This window comes from Kitasatospora brasiliensis, assembly GCF_032654805.1.
In the GTDB taxonomy this organism is placed as follows: domain Bacteria; phylum Actinomycetota; class Actinomycetes; order Streptomycetales; family Streptomycetaceae; genus Kitasatospora; species Kitasatospora brasiliensis.
In genome coordinates, this window is sequence record NZ_JAUOOW010000004.1 from 96,541 (window position 1) to 116,354 (window position 19,814).

Sequence of the window (19,814 nt, forward strand, 5' to 3'; positions counted from 1 at the left end):
TGACACCCGTTGCCGGAACAGCGGGCAGCCGGCCGGGGCCGGGGCCCCGACCGGCTTGTCGGTCAGTTGTTCTCTTCCTCCTCCACCCAGCCCATGGTGCGCTCCACGGCCTTGAGCCACTTCTTGTACTCGCGCTCCCGGGTGTCCTCGTCCATGCGCGGGGTCCACTCGGCGGCGCGGTGCCAGTTGGCCCGCAGGGTGTCGAGGTCGTTCCAGAAGCCGACGGCGAGTCCGGCCGCGTAGGCGGCGCCGAGGGCGGTGGTCTCGGCCACGTACGGGCGTTCGACCGGGGCGTCCAGGACATCGGCGATGTTCTGCATGAGCAGGTTGTTGCTGGTCATGCCGCCGTCGACCTTGAGGGCGGTGAGCTCGACCCCGGAGTCCTTCTGCATGGCGTCGACGACCTCGCGGGTCTGCCAGGCGGTGGCCTCCAGGACGGCCCGGGCCAGGTGGCCCTTGGTGACGTACCGGGTCAGACCGGCGATCACACCGCGGGCGTCGGAGCGCCAGTACGGGGCGAACAGGCCGGAGAAGGCCGGGACGAAGTAGGCGCCGCCGTTGTCCTCGACGGTGTTGGCGAGGGTCTCGATCTCGGCGGCGGTGGAGATGATGCCGAGCTGGTCGCGCAGCCACTGGACGAGCGAGCCGGTGACGGCGATCGAGCCTTCCAGGGCGTACACCGGGGCCTGGTCGCCGATCCGGTAGCCGACGGTGGTCAGCAGGCCGTGGTACGAGTTGACGATCTTCTCGCCGGTGTTCAGCAGCAGGAAGGTGCCGGTGCCGTAGGTGGACTTGGCCTCGCCCTCGTCGAAGCAGGTCTGGCCGAACAGCGCGGCCTGCTGGTCGCCGAGCGCGGAGGCGACCGGGACGCCGGCCAGGTCGCCGACGGCCTCGCCGTACACCTCGGCGGAGGAGCGGATCTCCGGCAGGACGGCCATCGGCACGTCCATCGACTCGGCGATCTTCTCGTCCCACTGGAGGGTGTGGAGGTTCATCAGCATGGTGCGGCTGGCGTTGGTGACGTCCGTGACGTGCTTGCCGCCGTTGACACCGCCGGTGAGGTTCCAGATCACCCAGGTGTCCATGGTGCCGAACAGGATGTCGCCGGCCTCGGCGCGCTCGCGCAGGCCCTCGACGTTGTCCAGCAGCCAGCGGATCTTCGGGCCGGCGAAGTAGCTGGCCAGCGGGAGGCCGGTCTCGCGGCGGAAGCGGTCCTGGCCGACGTTGCGGCCCAGCTCGCGGCAGAGCCCCTCGGTGCGGGTGTCCTGCCACACCAGCGCGTTGTGCACCGGCTCGCCGGTGTTCTTGTCCCACAGGACGGTGGTCTCGCGCTGGTTGGTGATGCCGATCGCGCGGATGTCGTCCTTGGTCAGGCCGGCCTTCTCCAGCGCACCGCGCACGACCGACTGCACCCGGGTCCAGATCTCGGCGGCGTCGTGCTCGACGTAGCCGGGCTGGGGGAAGATCTGCCGGTGCTCCTGCTGGTCGACGGCGACGATCCGGCCGTCGGCGCCGAAGATGATGCAGCGGCTGGAGGTGGTGCCCTGGTCGATCGCGGCGATGTAGTTACCGGTGGAGGTCATGGGGAGGGTCCTCGGCTCGGGTTCGGGGGTTACGGGGTGGGTGGGCCTGACACGTTCGTTCGGTCAGTCCCCGTGCTCGGCGGGGTCGAACCCGGCCTTTAGAACATGGCGTTGTAGAGGCCGCCGGCGGCCAGGCCGCCCAGGATCGGGCCGACGACCGGGACCCAGGCGTACGACCAGTCGGAGGTGCCCTTGTTGGGGATCGGCAGCAGCGAGTGCGCGATGCGCGGGCCGAGGTCACGGGCCGGGTTGATGGCGTAGCCGGTGGGGCCGCCCAGCGAGAGGCCGATGCCGACGACGGTGAAGGCGACCATCAGGGTGCTGGTGCCGGACTGGGAGAGGCCGGAGTTGGTGCCGATGGTGAGGATCGCGAAGCAGAGCACGAAGGTGCCGATGACCTCGGTGATCACGTTCTGGAGCGGGTTCCGGATCTCGGGGCCGGTCGCGAAGATGCCCAGGGTGGGTTCCTTGTTCTCCTGGAACTGGCCCAGGTAGGTGGCGTAGACCAGAACCGCGCCGATGATCGCGCCGAGCAGCTGGGAGCCGAGGTAGAGCGGCACCTGGCTCCACTCGCCGCTCTTGACGGCGAGCGCGATGGTGACGGCCGGGTTGAGGTGGGCGCCCGACTTCGGGGCCGACATGTAGGCGGCGATGAGGACCGCGAATCCCCAGCCGAAGGAGATCGCCAGCCAGCCGGCGTTGACGGCCTTCGACTTCTTGAGCGTCACGGCGGCGCAGACGCCACCGCCGAGAAGTATCAGGGCGGCGGTGCCGAGGGTTTCGCCGACGAAGACGTCGCCGGTGGAGAACGCGGACACAAAGACTCCCTTGTCCATGAGGCCCGGAGGTTGCGGGTGGGGGCAGGCGGCCGGTCGATCACCGTGCGGGGTGAGCGCCTTGTGGGAGTGATCTCTCCGGCCATCGTTCGACAATGTCGACCGTCATGCGGAAGCTTCCTCCCCAGGTCGCCCCCGCGTCAAGGCGGGGTTACGCAGCTGTGACCCGCGCCTCGGGCGGTCCGTCGACGTTACCGAGCGGAGTGCCGCGAAACAGGACAAAACGCCAGAGGCGCGGACAGGCCTCCAGCCCGTCCGCGCCTCTGCGTGACGAATCGACCGCCGCCCCGGCGGTCCGCGCTCAGAACCTCCCGGCGCCCAGGTCGCGGGAGATCGCCCGCGCCGCGCTGCGCACCGAGGCCACCAGCGAGGGCTTCACGAAGCCGTCCTCGCAGACCCGCTCGACCGCTCCGCTGATGCACACCGCGCCCACCGGGTTGCGCCGCCGGTCCTGGATCAGCGCGCCGATCGAGGCCACGCCCTCCCAGGTTTCCTCGATCGAGTCCGCCCAGCCGCGCTCCCGGATCAGCGCGCACTCGGCGTCCACGTCGGCCGCCTCGGTCAGCGTCCGCAAGGTGTACGACTCGTACGGTCCGTCGCCCAACTCCCCGCGCGCGACCGGGTCGTAGGCCACCAGCACCTTGCCCAGCGCGGTGCTGTGCAGCGGCTGCATCGAGCCCACCTCCAGCACTTGCCGGGTGTCGTCCGGCCGGAACACGTGGTGCACCACCAGCACGCCCTGCTGGTGCAGCACCCCCAGGTAGACCGTCTCGCCGGCCGCCCGGGCCAGGTCGTCCGCCCACACCAGCGCCCGCGCCCGCAGCTCGTGCACGTCCAGGTAGCTCTGGCCCAGCCGCAGCAGCTCGGCGCCCAGCTGGTACTTGCCGCTCTCCGGGTCCTGCTCGACGAACCCCTCCTGCTGGAGCGTGCGCAGGATGCCGTGCGCGGTGCCCTTGGCGAGGTCCAGTGCCGTCGCGACCTCGGACAGGCCCAGCCGGCGCTCACCGCCGGCCAGCAGGCGCATGATCGCGGCGGCCCGGGAAAGCGACTGGATCGGGCCGGGCATGGGAACCTCCGCGCTGACAGGCGGTCGACATTGTCGACCACAGTGGTGACGGGACGAGTCTGCCAGGCCGCCCTCACTCCGCGCACATCCCCCCGGGTGAGCGACCCCCGACCCGAGCCGACCCGCCCGTACGGACCGACGCCCGCCCACGCGTCGTCAGGCCACCGCCCGCAGCACCGCCACCTCCGCCGCCAGCGCCGCGATCCCGTCCGTCCCGACCCGGCAGCAGCCGCCCACCAGCCGCGCCCCGTCCCTCAGCCAGCCGCCCACCCGGGCCGAGCGGAACGTCGGTTCCCCGCGCCAGCCCCGGTGCCCGGCGTCCCAGCACTCCCCACTGTTCGGGTAGACCACCACCGGCTTGCCGGTCACCTCGGCGGCCACCGACACCGCCCGATCGGCGTCCTGCGGCGTACAGCAGTTGACGCCCACCGCGACCACCTCGTCCACCCCGGCGGCCAGCGCGAAGGCCTCCGCCAGCGGCTGTCCGGCCCTGGTCCGGTCGCCGTCGATGCTGTACGACAGCCAGGCCGGCACCCCCAGCCCGCGCACCAGGCCCAGCAGCGCCCTCGCCTCGTCCACGTCCGGCACCGTCTCCAGCGCCAGTACGTCCGGCCGGGCCGCAGCCAGCACCTCCAGCCGCGGCCGGTGGAAGGCCGCCAGCTCCGCGACGCTCAACCCGTACCGGCCCCGGTACTCCGAGCCGTCCGCCAGCACCGCCCCGTACGGACCCACCGAGGCCGCCACCCAGCGCCGCCGCCCGCCCGGTCCGGGCCGTGCCGCCTCCCGGGCCAGCTCCACGCTGCTCGCCAGCAGGCGCGCGGCCTGCGCCCGGCCGACCCCGCGCCGCGCGAAGCCCTCGAAGCTCGCCTGGTAGCTCGCGGTTATCGCGACGTCCGCGCCGGCGGAGAAGTACGCCCGGTGCGCCGCCGCCACCGCCTGCGGGTCGTCCGCGAGCAGCCGCGCCGACCACAGCTCGTCCGACAGGTCGTGCCCGGCCGCCGCCAACTGGTTCGACATCCCTCCGTCGAGCACCAGCGGACCGGCGGCCAGCGCGGCGGCGAAGTCCGGCGGGGGAGTGGTGGGCATGACGGCCTCCTCTGGCAGAGTTCCTGGTCACAGCCTAGAAGGCGGGCGACCCGGCCGAGGGCAAAACCATTTGCCCCCGGGGCACGCAGTCGCTACGTTGTGCTCAGTCCGAGAAGAACGGCGGGGCCGGCCCCCGAAGACCAGCACCACCGCAGGACAGCACCGGCGAGCACCGCCCTCGCGCCGGTCGGCACGGAGAGGAGCCCGGCGATGGCAGCGGACGGCCGGCAGCCCTCCACCGGGCCCGAGGCCGAGCAGGAGTGGCTCGCCGCGTACGACCCGCGCGCCTACACCCCGATCGCCGTCACCGTGGACGTGGTCGCCCTGACCCTGCGCCAGGGCAGCCTGCACGTGCTGCTGGTCGAGCGCGGCGCCCCGCCCTACCAAGGCTGCTGGGCGCTGCCCGGCGGCTTCCTGCGAGCCGGCGAGGAGGGCCTCGACGAGGCCGCCGCCCGCGAGCTCGCCGAGGAGACGGGCCTGCACAGCGCCTCCGAGGCCGAGGTCAGGCGCTGCCGCCTCCACCTCGAACAGCTGGGCACCTACGGCGCCCCCGAGCGGGACCCGCGGATGCACGTCGTCTCCGTCGCCTACCTCGCCTTCGCCCCGGACCTGCCCGACCCCCAGGCCGGGACGGACGCCGCGGCCGCCGCCTGGCACCCCGTCTCCGACCTGGACCTCCGGCCGCACGGCCGGTCCCCAGCCGCCGGTGCGCCCGCCGACACCCACGGGGGTGGTGTCGACGGGCGCACCGGCCCCGATCCGCTCGCGCTGGCCTTCGACCACGCCCGCATCCTCGCCGACGGCCTGGACCGGGTGCGCGCCAAACTCGAATACAGCCCGCTGGCCACCGCCTTCCTTCCGTACGACTTCACCATCCCCGACCTGCGCGCCGTCTACGAGGCCGTCTGGGACGAGAAGCTCCACCCCGGCAACTTCCACCGCAAGGTGCTGTCCGTGCCCGGCTTCGTCGAGAGCACCGGCAGCACCACCGAGCGCGGCGGCGCCCGCGGCGGCCCCCGCGCCCGCACCTACCACGCCGGCGACGCCCGCCAGCTGCACCCCGCGCTGCTCCGCCCCACCCGCGACGCCGTCGACGACGCCGAGGCCCGCTGACCCCCGGTCTCCCGCAGCCCCCGGCAACGCCGCCGACCCACCGGGCTACCATCCGGCCATGACCACTGACGAAGCGACACCCGCCGACGAAGCGACCCGGGCGGTCCACCGGCCGTTCTCCCACTGCCACTTCTGCGGAACGGCCTACCCGCCCGGCACCCGGGCCTGGCCCCGCACCTGCCCCGGCTGCGCCGAGATCAGCTACCGCAACCCGCTGCCCGTCGCGGTCACCGTCCTGCCCGTCACCCGCCCCGACGCCGACCCGGCACTGGTCGTCATCCGCCGCACCATCGAACCCGGCTACGGCGAACTCGCCTTCCCCGGCGGCTACATGGACTTCGGCGAGAGCTGGCAGCACGCCTGCGTGCGCGAACTGCACGAGGAGACGGGCATCGTGGCCGACCCGGCCGAGGTCACCCTGATCCACACCGCCTCCGACCCCGGCGGCCGCTTCGTCATGCTCTGCGGCCTGCTCCCGGCCCGCCCGCTCGCCGACCTCCCGCCCTCGCGCCCCACCGACGAGACCGAGGGCTGGCTGCTCGCCGACGCCGACACCGCCCTCGTCTGGGACTTCCACAACGGCGTCCTGCGCCGCTGGTTCAGCGGCGAGTTCGCCCCCCGCTGACCTCCCGTCCACCCATCGGCCGACCCTGGCGCGGCGGGCGATCACATGGCATGGTCTGCACCGACAGCCCAACCGGACGGGTCTGCCACGAGCCCTCCCGTCCCCACCACCGGCCGGGAGACCACCACCGTGAGCACCCCATCCCAGGACCAGCCGCTCTGGCGCCCCAACCCCGCTCGCGCCGCCGCCACCAGCCTGGTGGCCTTCCAGGCCTGGGCCGCCGAACACCACGGCGCCCCGGCCACCCCGCTCGCCCCGGCCGCCGACGACCAGCAGGCCGCCCAGCTCTACGCGGACCTGCACGCCTGGTCCACCGAGGACCTCGACCGGTTCTGGACCGCCGTCACCCAGTGGTTCGACGTCCGCTTCACCGAGGCCCCCGAAGCCGTCCTCGCCGACCCGGCCATGCCGGGCGCCCGCTGGTTCCCCGGTGCCCGCCTCAACTACGCCGAGCACGCCCTGCGCGCGGCGGAGGACCAGGCCAACGCCGACCGCCCCGCGATCCTCCACCTCGACGAGACCACCGAGCAGCCCGTCGTCCTCACCTGGTCCGAACTGCGCCGCCAGGTCGGCTCGCTGGCGGCCGCCCTGCGCGCCCGCGGCGTCGGGCCCGGCGACCGGGTCGGCGCCTACCTGCCCAACATCCCGCAGGCCGCCGTCGCCCTCCTCGCCACCGCCGCCGTCGGCGCGATCTGGACCAGCTGCGCCCCCGACTTCGGCGCCCGCAGCGTCCTCGACCGCCTCCAGCAGATCGAACCCGCCGTCCTGTTCGCCATCGACGGCTACCACTACGGCGGCAAGGACCACGACCGCACCGACGTCGTCGCCGAACTGTGCCGCGAACTCCCCAGCCTGCACACCGTCGTCCACGTCCCGCTGCTCGGCGCCCCCGCCCCCGAAGGCGCCCTGACCTGGGACGACCTGGTCGCCGACGACGTCGAACCGGTCTTCGAGGCGGTCCCCTTCGACCACCCGCTCTGGGTCCTCTACTCCTCCGGCACCACCGGCCTGCCCAAGGCCATCGTCCAGAGCCAGGGCGGCATCCTGCTGGAACACCTCAAGCAGGCCGGCCTGCACCTGGACCTCGGCCCGCAGGACCGTTTCCTCTGGTACACCTCCACCGGCTGGATGATGTGGAACTTCCTGCTGGCCGGCCTCCTCACCGGGTCCACGATCGTCACCTACGACGGCAGCCCCGGCCACCCCGACACCGGCGCCTTCTGGTCGGTGGCCGCCCGCACCGGCGCCACCGTCCTCGGCACCTCCGCCGCGTACGTCATCGCCAGCCGCAAGGCCGAACTGCACCCCGGCCGCGACCTCGACCTCTCCGCCGTCCGCTGCATCGGCACCACCGGCTCCCCGCTCCCGCCGGACGGCTTCCGCTGGATCTACGACGAGGTCAAGCAGGACGTCTGGCTCGCCTCGGTCAGCGGCGGCACCGACGTCTGCTCCTGCTTCGTCGGCGGCGTCCCCACCCTCCCGGTGTACCTCGGCGAGATCCAGGCCCCCTGCCTCGGCGCCGCCGTCGAGTCCTGGGACGTCCAGGGCCACCCGCACACCGACACCGTCGGCGAACTCGTCGTCACCAAGCCCATCCCCTCGATGCCCACCGGCTTCTGGAACGACCCCGAGGGCACCCGGTACCACGACAGCTACTTCGACACCTACCCCGGCATCTGGCGCCACGGCGACTGGATCACCGTCACCTCCCGGGGCACCGTCGTCATCCACGGCCGCTCCGACTCCACCCTCAACCGCCAGGGCGTCCGGATGGGCTCCTCGGACATCTACGAGGTGGTCGAGCGGCTGCCCGAGATCGCCGAGTCCCTGGTCATCGGCCTGGAGGAGCCCGACGGCGGCTACTGGATGCCGCTGTTCGTCGTGCTCGCCCCCGGCGCCGAACTGAACGACGACCTCATCGGGCGCATCCGCACCTCGGTGCGCACCGAACTCTCCCCGCGTCACGTCCCCGACGAGGTCATCGTCGTCCGCGGCCTCCCGCACACCCTCACCGGCAAGCGGATCGAGGTCCCGGTCAAGCGCATCCTCTCCGGCACCCCGCTGGAGCAGGCCGTCAACCCCGGCTCCGTGGACCACATCGAGCACCTGCGCTTCTTCGAGCAGCTCCGCCTCGACCGCCAGGCCTGACCGGCCCGAGGCACACGAAAGGGGCGCCCCCACCCCATCGGCGGGAGCGCCCCTTCTCCGTATCCGTGCCCTTACTCGCCCGAGAGCACCTGCTGCGCCGCGGCCCGCGCCTCCTCGGCACTGTCCGCGGCCCGGGCCGCCTCGGCCGCCCGGCGGCACTGCGCCAGCGTGTACTTGGCGAGCGCGGTGCGCACATAGGGGATCGAGGCCGCGCCCATCGACAGGCTGGTGACCCCCAGCCCGGTCAGCACCACGGCCAGCAGCGGGTCGGAAGCCGCCTCGCCGCAGACGCCGCAGCTCTTGCCGGTCGCCCGCGCGGCGTCGGCCGCGGCGGCGACCAGGTCGAGCAGCGCCGGCTGCCACGGGTCCTGGAGCCGGGCCAGCGCACCGACCTGACGGTCGGCCGCGAAGGTGTACTGGGCGAGGTCGTTGGTCCCCAGCGACAGGAACTCGACCTCCTGGAGGATCGCCCTGGCACGCAGCGCGGCCGACGGGATCTCCACCATCGCCCCGAACTTGGCGTCCAGCCCGGCCTCCCGGCAGGCGGCCGCGAAGTCCTTGGCGTCCTTGCGGTCGGCCACCATCGGGGCCATCACCTCAAGGTGCACCGGCAGGCCCTCGGCCGCCGTGGCCAGCGCCCGGAGCTGGGTCCGCAGCACCTCGGGGTGCTCAAGGAGGGTGCGCAGACCGCGCACGCCCAGCGCCGGGTTCGGCTCGTCGGCCGGGGTCAGGAAGTCCAGCGGCTTGTCCGCGCCCGCGTCCAGCACCCGGACCACGACCCGCCCCTCCGGGAAGGCCTCCAGCACCGTGCGGTACGCCTCGACCTGCTTCTCCGCGCTGGGCGCCTTCGCCGAGTCGTCCAGGAACAGGAACTCGGTACGGAACAGGCCGACGCCCTCGGCGCCGTTCGCCAGCGCGGCCGGCACGTCGGCCGGGCCGCCGACGTTGGCCAGCAGCGGCACTCGGTGCCCATCCGAGGTCTGCCCCGGGCCGGAGGAGGCGGCCAGCGCGGCCTTGCGCTCGGCGGCGGCCGCCCGCAGCTCCGCCTGCTTCTCCTCGGACGGCTCCAGCAGCACGTCACCGGAGCTGCCGTCCACCGCGACGACGGTGCCCTCGGCGACCTCGATCGCCCCCGGCAGCGCGACGACGGCCGGCACGCCCATCGCGCGGGCCAGGATGGCGCTGTGGCTGGTCGGCCCGCCCTCCTCGGTCACGAAGCCGAGCACCAGCGCCGGGTCGAGCAGAGCGGTGTCGGCCGGCGCCAGGTCCCGCGCGAACAGCACGTACGGCTCGTCGCTGTCCGGCACACCCGGCATCGGCACACCCAGCAGCCGGGCCACGATCCGGTTGCGCACGTCGTCCAGATCGGCGACCCGCCCGGCCAGGTACTCCCCGGCGGAGGCGAGCAGCGCACGGTAGGCGGCGAACGCGTCGTAGACGCCGCGCTCGGCGCTGCTGCCGACGGCGATCCGGCGGGACACGTCGGCCATCAGCTCCGGGTCCTGCGCCATCAGCGCCTGGGCCTCCAGCACGGCCTGCGCCTCGCCGCCCGCGAGGTTGCCGCGCGCGATCAGGTCGGCGGCGACCGCCTCCACGGCAGCCTGGGCCCGCGCCTGCTCGCGCGGGGCGTCCTCGGTCGGGATCTGGGTGGCCGGGGGCTCCAGCACCGCCGTCCCCATGTGCCGCACCTGGCCGATCGCGACCCCGTGGCTGACACCCACGCCGCGCAGTGTCTTCTCCATCTACCTGTCTCCGCTGAGAGGAGCGGCCCCGCCGGGAACCGCTGAGTGCCGGGCCGCCCCGTCACTTACTGCGGGGCGGGCGTGTGTCGGTGGTCGAGAGCTCAGCTCCAGCTGAACAGGGGGGCGCCGGAGAGGACCTCGCCGTCCTCGCGCAGACCGCCGAGCGAGTCGGCGTTGGCCTCCAGCGCCACGATCGGCGAGATCGGCGACTTGCCCGCGGCCTCGACGGCGGCCGGGTCCCACTTGATGACGGCCTGACCGCGGGTCACCGTGTCGCCCTTGTTGACGAGCAGCTCGAACCCCTCGCCGTTCAGCTGGACGGTGTCGATCCCGAGGTGGGTCAGCACACCGTGGCCCTCGGCGTCCACGACGACGAACGCGTGCGGGTGCATGGAGACGACGACACCATCCACCGGAGCGACCGCCTCGGTCGGCTGGCGAACCGGGTCGATCGCGGTGCCCGGGCCGACCATCGCGCCCGAGAACACCGGGTCCGGCACGCCGGCGAGCCCGACGACCTTGCCGGTCAGCGGCGACGTCACAGTGGTCATGGTTGTGCCTCCCAAGTGCGCAGTACAGCGAGCGGCCGCGAGGAGCGGCGCGACAAACGACTGAAGCCTAAATCATGTCAACTTCGGACATCCGCTGACATTCCCGGGCGAAGAACCGCCCCGCCCACCTACTGGTCGGCGACCCATCGAACCCGGAGTGGTCTAGTCCTCTCGGCCGATGCGCCGCACTCTACAGGCATCTTGGCGAATCGGACCCATTGCTGTATATGCTCGCGAGAGCAACAAATCATGCCGCCGTCCGGAGGACTCCGGGTGCGCCTCGATTCGCGCTCCGGCTGGCGACCCGCTATGGTTGGTCGAGTCGCCGCAAGTCGGCGGTTAACACCAGATTTCAGATGCGAAAAGCTCCGGTAAACGGAGCGGAAAACGTCTGATAAGCTGGGAACACGAAAGAACGAGCCCGAGGGCCTGCTGGAAGGCAGTCCGAAGGAAGCGTCCGTTCCTTTGGAGAACTCAACAGCGTGCCAAAAGCCGCACGCCAGATGGCGTTGACATCCCCGGCCTCAGGCTCTCTGGGGTTGGAGATTCCTTCCTTGAAGTAAAACACTAGCGAGGACGCAGTGCGCGGGGCCGCCCTATTCCGGTGGTTGCTGCCGTCAACGCGGGTGTCGACCCGATTACGGGTAAACATTCACGGAGAGTTTGATCCTGGCTCAGGACGAACGCTGGCGGCGTGCTTAAATACATGCAAGTCGTGAACGGTGAAGGCCCCCGGGTGGATCAGTGGCGAACGGGTGAGTAACACGTGGGCAATCTGCTCCTGCACTCTGGGACAAGCCCTGGAAATGGGGTCTAATACCGATATGACCTTCCTCCGCATGGGGGTTGGTGTAAAGCTCCGGCGGTGCAGGATGAGCCTGCGGCCTATCAGCTTGTTGGTGGGTAATGGCCTACCAGACGACGGGTAGCCGGCCCGAGAGGGCGACCGGCCACACTGGGACTGAGACACGGCCCAGACTCCTACGGGAGGCAGTGGGGAATATTGCACACGGGCGAAAGCCTGATGCAGCGACGCCGCGCGAGGGATGACGGCCTTCGCTGTAAACCCTTTCAGTAGGAAGAAGCGAAGTGACGGTACCTACAGAAGAAGCACCGGCTAACCACGCAGCCAGCAGCCGCGGTAATACGTAGGTGCGAGCGTTGTCCGGAATTATTAGCGCAAGAGCCAGGCGGCCCGTCGCGTCGGATGTGAAAGCTCAACCCCGGGTCTGCATTCGATACGGGCAGGCCAGGGAGGTGGTGGGGAGACTGGAATTTCAGGTAGCGGTGAAATGCAGATATCAGGAGGAACACCGGTGGCGAAGGCGGATCTCGGGCCATTACTGACGCTGAGGAGCGAAAGCGTGGGGAGCGAACAGGGATTAGAGGCCCTGCAGTCCACGCCGTAAACGTTGGGAACTAGGTGTTGGCGACATTCCACGTCGTCGGTGCCGCAGCTAACGCATTAAGTTCCCTGCCTGGGGAGTACGGCCGCAAGGCTGAAACTCAGCGAATTGACGGGGGCCCGCACAAGCAGCGGAGCATGTGGCTTAATTCGACGCAACGCGAAGAACCTTACCAAGGCTTGACATATGCCGGAAACACCTGAGACAGGTGCCCCTTTGTGGTCGGTATACAGGTGGTGCATGGTTGTCGCGCCCGTGTCGAGATGTTGGGTTAAGTCCCGCAACGAGCGGCAACCCTTGTTCTGTGTTGCCAGCATGCTCTCTTGGGGTGATGGGGACCACAGGAGATTGCTGGGGTCAACTCGAGGAAGGTGGGGACGACGTCAAATCATCATGCCCTTATGTCTGGGCTGCACACGTGCTACAATGGTCGGTACAAAGGGCTGCGGCGCGCGAGTGCGGAGCGAATCCAAAAAGCCGGCCTCAGTTCGGATTGGGCCCGCAACTCGACCCCATGAAGTTGGAGTTGCTAGTAATCGCAGATCAGCATGCTGCGGTGAATACGTTCCCGGGCCTTGTACACACCGCCCGTCACGTCACGAAAGTCGGTAACACCTGGAAATGGTGGCCTAACCCGTAAGGGGGATGGCGCCGTCGAAGGTGGGACCAGCGATTGGGACGAAGTCGTAACAAGGTAGCCGTACCGGAAGGTGCGGCTGGATCACCTCCTTTCTAGATAATATGAAGCCGCTTGCAGGCGAACGTCCTGCACGGTTGCTCATGGGTGGAACGTTGACTATTCGGCACAGGAAGAGACCAGGGGCCAGTACTGCTCGGCGTGGAACGCGTTCTGGGATTGACTGTGTCGGGTACGTTGTTGGGTCCTGAGGGAACGGGTTGACCGTTGTCTCAGTGCCGGCCCTCACTTGGAGGTAGCCCGGTTCGGGTTGCCGAGGGTGTGCGACTGGTCGTGTTGTTTGAGAACTGCACAGGACGCGAGCATCTGTGGCCGCTTTATGGGCGCACGGTGGATGCCTTTGGCACTAGGAACCGATGAAGGACGTGGGAGGCCGCGATAGGCCCCGGGGAGCTGTCAACCGAGCTTTGATCCGGGGGTGTCCGAATGGGGAAACCCGGCAGTCGTCATGGGCTGTCACCCGCTGCTGAACACATAGGCAGTGGAGGGAACGCGGGGAAGTGAAACATCTCAGTACCTGCAGGAAGAGAAAACAACCGTGATTCCGGGAGTAGTGGCGAGCGAACCGGATGAGGCTAAACCGGAATGGTGTGGAGACCCGGCAGGGGTTGCCGTTCTCGGGGTCGTGGGATTCTTCTTGATCGGTCTGGCCGGTCGGCGAGTCAGAACCGTATGGGTAGTCACGACATGCGAAAGGGTCCGCGGGGGAGGGTAAGACCCCGCAGACGAAATTCAGCGGCTCGCTTGGAGAACACCTAAGTAGCACGGGGCCCGGGAGAACTTGTGTGAATCTGGCGGGACCACCCGCTAAGCCTAAATATTCCCTAGTGACCGATAGCGGATAGTACCGGTGAGGGAATGAGAAAAAGTACCGCGGAGCGCGGAGTGAAATAGTACCTGAAACCGTGTGTGCCTACAAGCCGTGGAGCGTCGTTCATCAGCTTTGCTGGTGGCCGTGACTGCGTGCCTTTAAAGAATGAGCCCGCGAGTTTGCGGTGTGTAGCGAGGCAACCGTGGGGTAGCCGTAGCGAAAGCGAGTCCGGAATAGGCGGTTGAGCTGCATGCCCAAGACCAGCGAGTGATCTAGCCATGGGCAGGTTGAAGCGCGGGGTAAGACCGTGTGGAGGACTGAACCCACCAGGGTTGAAAACCTGGGGATGACCTGTGGTTAGGGGTGAAAGGGGCCAATCAAACCCGTGATAGCTGGTTCTCCCGAAAATGCATGAAAAGGTCACGTTTCCTGCCGGAGGTAGAGCACTGATAGGCGAAGGCCCTACTGGGTTACTGACCTAGCCAAACTCCGAATGTGCCGGTAAGTGAGAGCTGTGGCAGTGAGACTGTGGGGGATAAGCTCCATGGTCGAGAGGAAACAGCCCAGAACACCGACTAAGGTCCTTGCTGCAAGCAGTGGAAAGGATGTGGAGTCGCAGAGACAACCAGGAGGTTGGCTTAGAAGCAGCCACCCTTGAAAGAGTGCGTAACAGCTCACTGGTCAAGTGATTCCGGGCGCTGACAATGTAGCGGGGCCTGCCAATATCACCGAAGTCGTGTCATTGTGGCATGAAGGGCCAACGCCTGCTGTGATGGGTAGGGAGTGTCGTGTGCCGGGTGGCTGGCGGTGGAAACCAGTCGGACGGTATACGAGTGAGAATGCAGGCATGAGTAGCGATACAAGAGTGGGAAACCTTGCGCCGATTGACCAAGGGTTCCTGGGTCAAGCTGATCTGCCCAGGGTAAGTCGGGACCTAAGGCGAGGCCGACAGGCGTAGTCGATGGACAACGGGTTGATATCTCTGCACCCGCTTTGAAGCGCCAACGCTGAACCTCTTGGATGCTAAGCCCGTGAAGCCGTCCTGGAGCCTTCGGGCAAAGGGAAGTGGTGGAGCCGGTGACCCAATGGGGTAGGTGAGCGATGGGGTGACGCAGGAAGAACCAGCCCGGGCGGTGGTTGTCCCGGGGTAAGGGTGTAGGCCGAGTGATAGGCAAATCCGTCACTCATTGAGGCTGAGACCTGATGCCGAGCCGATTGTGGTGAAGTGGATGATCCTATGCTGTCGAGAAAAGCCTCTAGCGAGCTCATGGCGGCCCGTACCCAAACCGGACTCAGGTGGTCAGGTAGAGAATACCGAGGCGTTCGGGTGAACTATGGTTAAGGAACTCGGCAAAATGCCTGGTAACTTCGGGAGAAGGGGGCCATTCCTGGTGACGAGTCTTGCACTCTGAGCTGGGGGTGGCCGCAGATTCAGCGAGAAGCGACTGTTTACTAAAACACAGGTCCGTGCGAAGCCGTAAGGCGATGTATACGGACTGACGCCTGCCCGGTGCTGGAACGTTAAGGGGACCGGTTAGCTCTGATTCGTCAGGGCGAAGCTGGAGAACTTAAGCGCCAGTAAACGGCGGTGGTAACTATAACCATCCTGCTGTGCGAAATTCCTTGTCGGGTAAGTTCCGACCTGCAATGAATGGCGTAACGACTTCGACTGTCTCAACCATAGGCCTCGGGTGAAATTGCATTACGAGTAAAGATGCTCGTTTCGCGCAGCAGGACGGAAGACCCTTGGACCTTTACCAGCTTGATATTGGTGTTCGTCTGGCTTGTGTAGGATAGTGGGAGACTGTGAAGCAGCAACGCCAGTTGTTGTGGAGTCGCCGTTGAAATACCACTTCGGTCGTGCTGGATGTCTAACCTGGGTCCGGTGATCCGGATCAGGGATGGCGTGTCTGGTGGGTAGTTTAACCAGCGGTTGCCTCCTAGCGGTGCAACGGAGGCGCCCAAAGGTTCCCTCAGCCTGGTTGGCAATCAGGTGCTGGAGTGTAAGTGCACAAGGAGCTTGACCGTGAGACTGACGGGTCGAGCAGGTACGAAAAGTAGGGGACTAGTGATCCGGCGGTGGCTTGTGGAAGCGCCGTCGCTCAACGGATAAAAGGTACCCCGGGGATAACAGGCCGATCTTCCTCAAGAGTCCATATCGACGGGATGGTCGGCACCCGATGTCGGCTCGTTCGCATCCTGGGGCTGAGTAGGTCCTAAGCGCTGGGCTGTTCGCCCATTAAAGCGGTACGCGAGCTGGGTTTAGAACGTCGAGACAAGTTCGGTCCCTATCCGCTGTGCGCGTAGGAGTGTTGAGAAGGGCTGTCCCTAGTACGAGAGGACCGGCCTGGACGAACCTCTGGTGTGCTGTGCTGTCCCGCCAAGGGCATGGCTGGCTGGCTACGTTCGGGAGGGATAACCGCTGAAAAGCATTCCAAGCGGGAAGCCCGCTTCGAGATGAGCACCCCACCCTTGAGAGGGTAAGGCTCCCAGTAGACGACTGGGTTGATAGGCCGACATGGAAGCCCTGTGAGGGGGTGGAGTTGACCGGTACCAATAGGCCGAGGGCTTCGTCCTCGCCGTTTGCGTCCACTGTGTTGTTCTGAAACAACGACCCGCCCTGGAATTGTCGGGGTGTGCGGTGCACAGCTCTACAGTGTTTCGCGGTCATAGCGTGAGGGAAACGCCCGGTTACATTCCGAACCCGGAAGCCAAGCCTCATAGCGCCGATGGTACTGCAAGGGGGACCTGTGGAGAGCAGGACGCCAAGCCGAACAATTTTAGAGAAGCCCCGCCGGGAAACCGGTCGGGGGCTTTGTTGTAGGGTCATCATGCATTGTCGTCACAAGAGACAGGAGGCCCCCGGGTGGGGTCCAGGAGACGCGGGTCCAGACCGATCGCGTCCTCACCATCCCCAACATGCTGAGCATGGGCCGGCTGGTCGGTGTTCCGATCTTCCTCTGGCTCATTCTCTGCCGGAGTTCGGCGGCCCGAAGAACGACGTCTGGGCACTGCTGATCCTGGCGCTGGAGCGGGGTCAGCGATTACCTGGACGGAAAGCTCGCCCGACGGTGGGGACAGATCTTCACGGGCGGGGCAATTGCTCGACCCGCTGGCCGACCGGCTCTATGTGCTTTCCACGCTGGTCGGATTCGACCTGGGCGTGAGATCTGCCGTGGTGGCTCACCGCGATCCTGTTGGCCCGGTGAGGTCTTCATCGCCATCGCTGCTGCCGATTCTGAACCGGCACGGCTACGGTCCGCTCCAGGACGAGTTTCCCGGGGAAGGCCGCGACTCTTCAATCTGATGTGTACGCGTTTCCGCTTCTGCTGCTCGGCAGCGTCGACAGCTGGATCGCCCGGCCGGCCGAGGTGGTGAGCTGGGCGTTCATCTGCGGGGGACCACGCTGCACTGGTGGGCCGCGATCCTTTACGCGGTTCAGGCGAGGCAGATCGCCCGGGTATGCTGCGGCTCGGCGTCCACAGTCTGAGACGTGATCTGAGAGCTCCCACGCCCCTTCGGTGCGTCGACGATACCTTCCGCAGATCCTCTGGAACGCTTTGATGGACCTGCCGGTCCACCACCGCGAAGGAGGACGCACCTGCACGCCAAGTTGTAATGGGCAGGGGCGAGGGCACCCCGACTCCGCTCGATGACCTTCAGCATGCCGGAAGCCGCTGCCTGGTCGCCAATAGCCGATCATGGAGCACGTGCTTCGGCTGAAGCGGCACGGCCTTCTCCGACACCGTCGTCACGGTTCAGTTCCTAAGGCCACTGGTCAAGAACTATTTCCGGTGATGGCGAAGAGTTGGGCATGCATCTCACTTATGCCCACGAGGAGACGCCACTGGGCACTGCGGGGAGTGTCAACGCAGAGGACGCGCCTATACGATTCCTTCTGGTGATCTCCGTGACGCGCTGACCGACTTCGACCTCTCGGAATTGATCGATCTTCACCGCAGCAAGAACGTTTCATCACCGTCTGTCTCACGAGGGTGCCGAACTTCTGGAGTTCGGCATCACGATCACGGACGACGAGGGGAGGGTGAGCGCTTCCTGAGAAGCTGACCTGGGGGCAGGTCTTCCGACACTGTGAACACCGGTATCTACGATGGAGCCGGAGGTCTCGACTACGTCGCGGCGGGTGAGTCCGTCGACTGGTCGAGCGATGTCTTCCCACAACCCTGGGAAGGAGGCAAGCGGGTTCAGGCTACGTCGCCGAGGGCTACTGGGAGCAGGATGTACCCACGAGCTATGGCAAAGGCCCAGGCGGACGTCCTGGAGGGCGCTAAGGTCGACGTCGAGCTCGACGGGTTCGAGATCTCGCCGGGCGTCTGGGTGGCCGAGGGGCCGAGGTGGACCCGGAGGCGGTGCTCCGCGGGCCGCTGTACATCGGGGACTACGCCAAGGTCGAGGCCGGCGGAGCCCGCGAGCACCGTGCTGGGCAGCACGTGGTCATCGCCAAACGCGGCGCGTTCCTGCACAAGGCGGTGGTCCACGACAACGTGGACAAGCCGGGCCGTGCAGAGCAACGGTGGGGGCTGCGGTCGGCAAGAACACCGATGGCTGCGGGCCGCGCGGATCGAGGACGGCGCGGTGACGGGGACGAGTGCCTGGTCGGCGAGGAGTCGATCATCGGGGGTGAACGTCCGGGTCTACCTGTTCAAGACATCGAGGCCGGCGCCGTCGTCAACACCTCGGTGGGGAGTCGCGGCTGGGGAGCACCTGTTCGGGGTCCGCGGCCCGGGCATCCCGAACGTCGAGATCACTCCCGAGCTGGCCGCATAAGTGGGGCGTACGCGACGCTGAAGAAGGGCGCCACCGTCACCATTGCGCGACCACCGCGGGTGCGCGCGCTCAAACGGGGCGATGATCCGGCGCTCCAGACCTCCGGGCAAGATCGACGTCCGCGACCTTGAGAACGTGCCTATACGGCCCGGCAGCACACGGCGCGGGGGGAGCGCGGGGCGGGATCTTCTGCGGACCACGCCGGGGTGCCGGACTCGCTGGACATCCTTCTTCATCGAGCGCGGGCGGACCTCCGCAGGCCGGGCCAGCGCAAGCTGATCGCGTCTACGCGCGCCATGAGTTCCGACGGGCCTTCCCGGTGAGATCGGGGACCTGACCTTCCCGTCCAGCGTCTTCGACTCCTACGCGGGCAACCTGCTGCGGACGGTGGACATCACCGGGGTCCGGGAGGCCGGGCTGAAGGTGGTCGGGGACATTGCGCACGGCAAAGTGCGGGCCTGGTTCTGCCGAGCATCCCCGGCCGGCTGGGGTGGAGGCGCTCACCGTCTCCACCGGGCTGGACGAGGCGCGGCCGACCGAGGACGCGGAGGAGCGCAGGGCCGGTCTGGCCAGGCTCGGCGAGCTGCGGCCTCCCTCGCGGGCGGCGTTCGGCGTGCGGTTCGGACCCGCGGGTGAGCGCGTCGCGTTCGTGGACGAGCTGGCCGGGTGATCGACGACGACCGGGCGCTGCTGGTGCTGTTGGACCTGGTCGCGGCCGAGGGCGCAGGGTCAGGTGGCGCTGCCGGTGACCACGACCCGATCGCCGAGCAGGTCGCCGCCTACCACGGCACCCAGGTCATCTGGACGACGACGACGCCGACGACCTCGCGAAGGCGGCCTCCGCCGAGGGCACGGTGCTATGGGACGGCGTGGCGGCTTGGGGAAGCCCGAGTTCAGCGGGGTGCTGGACGGGGCCGCGGCCTCGTCCGCTGGTCGGCCTGGTGGCGCGCACCCAGGTCGGCCGCTGAGCGATCGACGCGCGGATTCCGGTACGCGCGCCATCCGGGCGGCGGGACATCGCGACGCCGTGGGCGGCCAAGGGCATGGTCATGCGCTCCGTGGTGGAGGCGGGAAGCCGGCAGCCGCCGGTTGACACCACCGACGCGTCCGCGGTCGAGGCGGACGACGCTGGACGCTGGTGCTGCCGACCCGGCCGAGGCGGTCACCCACCTGTGGGAGGGGAGGGCTCCCGACGACGAGAGGCCACCGGAGGCGCTGCTGGACGAGCAAGGCCGTGGTCGACGGGGCGGGGCGGTGACGGAGCCCAGCACGGGCCGGGCTCTGAGACACTGAACGGCGGGCGCGGTGGACCGCGCGCCCCGCCGTCCGTTTTCACGTCATTCGGAGTGATCCGTCACTTGC

At 68.2% G+C, this 19,814-nt stretch carries 9 protein-coding genes, 3 rRNA genes and 2 pseudogenes; 8 read left to right on the plus strand and 6 right to left on the minus strand.

Features of this window, described 5'->3' with window-relative positions; genetic code table 11:
* Positions 1 to 62: 62 nt before the first annotated feature.
* The 4 genes from glpK to mmuM form a co-directional block, all read right to left on the minus strand.
* Positions 63 to 1,583: a glycerol kinase GlpK gene (gene glpK, locus QWJ13_RS16575; protein ID WP_316525309.1), complete on the minus strand. Its 1,521-nt coding sequence runs from the start codon at positions 1,581 to 1,583 to the stop codon at positions 63 to 65.
* A gap of 98 nt (positions 1,584 to 1,681) precedes the next feature.
* Entirely contained in the window at positions 1,682 to 2,419 is a 738-nt protein-coding gene (locus QWJ13_RS16580) for an MIP/aquaporin family protein (RefSeq protein WP_432277536.1), read from the minus strand.
* A gap of 301 nt (positions 2,420 to 2,720) precedes the next feature.
* The gene (locus QWJ13_RS16585; RefSeq protein WP_316525311.1) at positions 2,721 to 3,485 is read right to left on the minus strand and encodes an IclR family transcriptional regulator; all 765 of its coding nucleotides are present in this window, start codon (positions 3,483 to 3,485) and stop codon (positions 2,721 to 2,723) included.
* 156 nt (positions 3,486 to 3,641) lie between these two features.
* A complete protein-coding gene (mmuM, locus tag QWJ13_RS16590; protein WP_316525313.1) occupies positions 3,642 to 4,571 on the minus strand; it encodes a homocysteine S-methyltransferase in 930 nt (309 codons plus the stop codon).
* A gap of 210 nt (positions 4,572 to 4,781) precedes the next feature.
* Between mmuM and QWJ13_RS16595 the strand changes: the two genes are divergently transcribed.
* The 3 genes from QWJ13_RS16595 to QWJ13_RS16605 are packed head-to-tail and all read left to right on the plus strand — an operon-like array spanning position 4,782 to position 8,457.
* Positions 4,782 to 5,684 (plus strand): NUDIX hydrolase, encoded by a 903-nt coding sequence (locus QWJ13_RS16595; protein WP_316525315.1) that lies wholly within the window; start codon positions 4,782 to 4,784, stop codon positions 5,682 to 5,684.
* A 58-nt stretch (positions 5,685 to 5,742) separates the two neighbouring features.
* Entirely contained in the window at positions 5,743 to 6,309 is a 567-nt protein-coding gene (locus QWJ13_RS16600) for an NUDIX domain-containing protein (protein WP_316525316.1), read from the plus strand.
* Between the two features lie 45 nt (positions 6,310 to 6,354).
* Positions 6,355 to 8,457 (plus strand): acetoacetate--CoA ligase, encoded by a 2,103-nt coding sequence (locus tag QWJ13_RS16605; protein ID WP_432277537.1) that lies wholly within the window; start codon positions 6,355 to 6,357, stop codon positions 8,455 to 8,457.
* 71 nt (positions 8,458 to 8,528) lie between these two features.
* On the opposite strand, the gene ptsP is transcribed toward QWJ13_RS16605, so the two are convergent.
* Together ptsP and QWJ13_RS16615 are read right to left on the minus strand one after the other, a co-directional pair.
* Complete coding sequence (ptsP, locus tag QWJ13_RS16610) at positions 8,529 to 10,199, minus strand: phosphoenolpyruvate--protein phosphotransferase (protein ID WP_316525318.1); 1,671 nt, start codon at positions 10,197 to 10,199, stop codon at positions 8,529 to 8,531.
* Between the two features lie 101 nt (positions 10,200 to 10,300).
* A complete protein-coding gene (locus tag QWJ13_RS16615) occupies positions 10,301 to 10,750 on the minus strand; it encodes a PTS sugar transporter subunit IIA (RefSeq protein ID WP_316525319.1) in 450 nt (149 codons plus the stop codon).
* A 651-nt stretch (positions 10,751 to 11,401) separates the two neighbouring features.
* Here QWJ13_RS16615 and QWJ13_RS16620 point away from each other — a divergent pair.
* The 5 genes and pseudogenes from QWJ13_RS16620 (at position 11,402) to QWJ13_RS16640 (ending at position 19,710) form a co-directional block, all read left to right on the plus strand.
* A 16S ribosomal RNA gene (locus QWJ13_RS16620) occupies positions 11,402 to 12,888 on the plus strand.
* Between the two features lie 275 nt (positions 12,889 to 13,163).
* Positions 13,164 to 16,242: ribosomal RNA gene (locus QWJ13_RS16625) — 23S ribosomal RNA — on the plus strand.
* Positions 16,243 to 16,323: 81 nt separating this feature from the next.
* A 5S ribosomal RNA gene (gene rrf / locus QWJ13_RS16630) occupies positions 16,324 to 16,440 on the plus strand.
* Together the 16S, 23S and 5S rRNA genes form the textbook arrangement of a ribosomal RNA operon.
* 143 nt (positions 16,441 to 16,583) lie before the next feature.
* A pseudogene (locus tag QWJ13_RS16635) lies at positions 16,584 to 17,154 on the plus strand (CDP-alcohol phosphatidyltransferase family protein).
* 128 nt (positions 17,155 to 17,282) lie between these two features.
* Positions 17,283 to 19,710 (plus strand): annotated as a pseudogene (locus tag QWJ13_RS16640) (sugar phosphate nucleotidyltransferase).
* Positions 19,711 to 19,814: the final 104 nt, after the last annotated feature.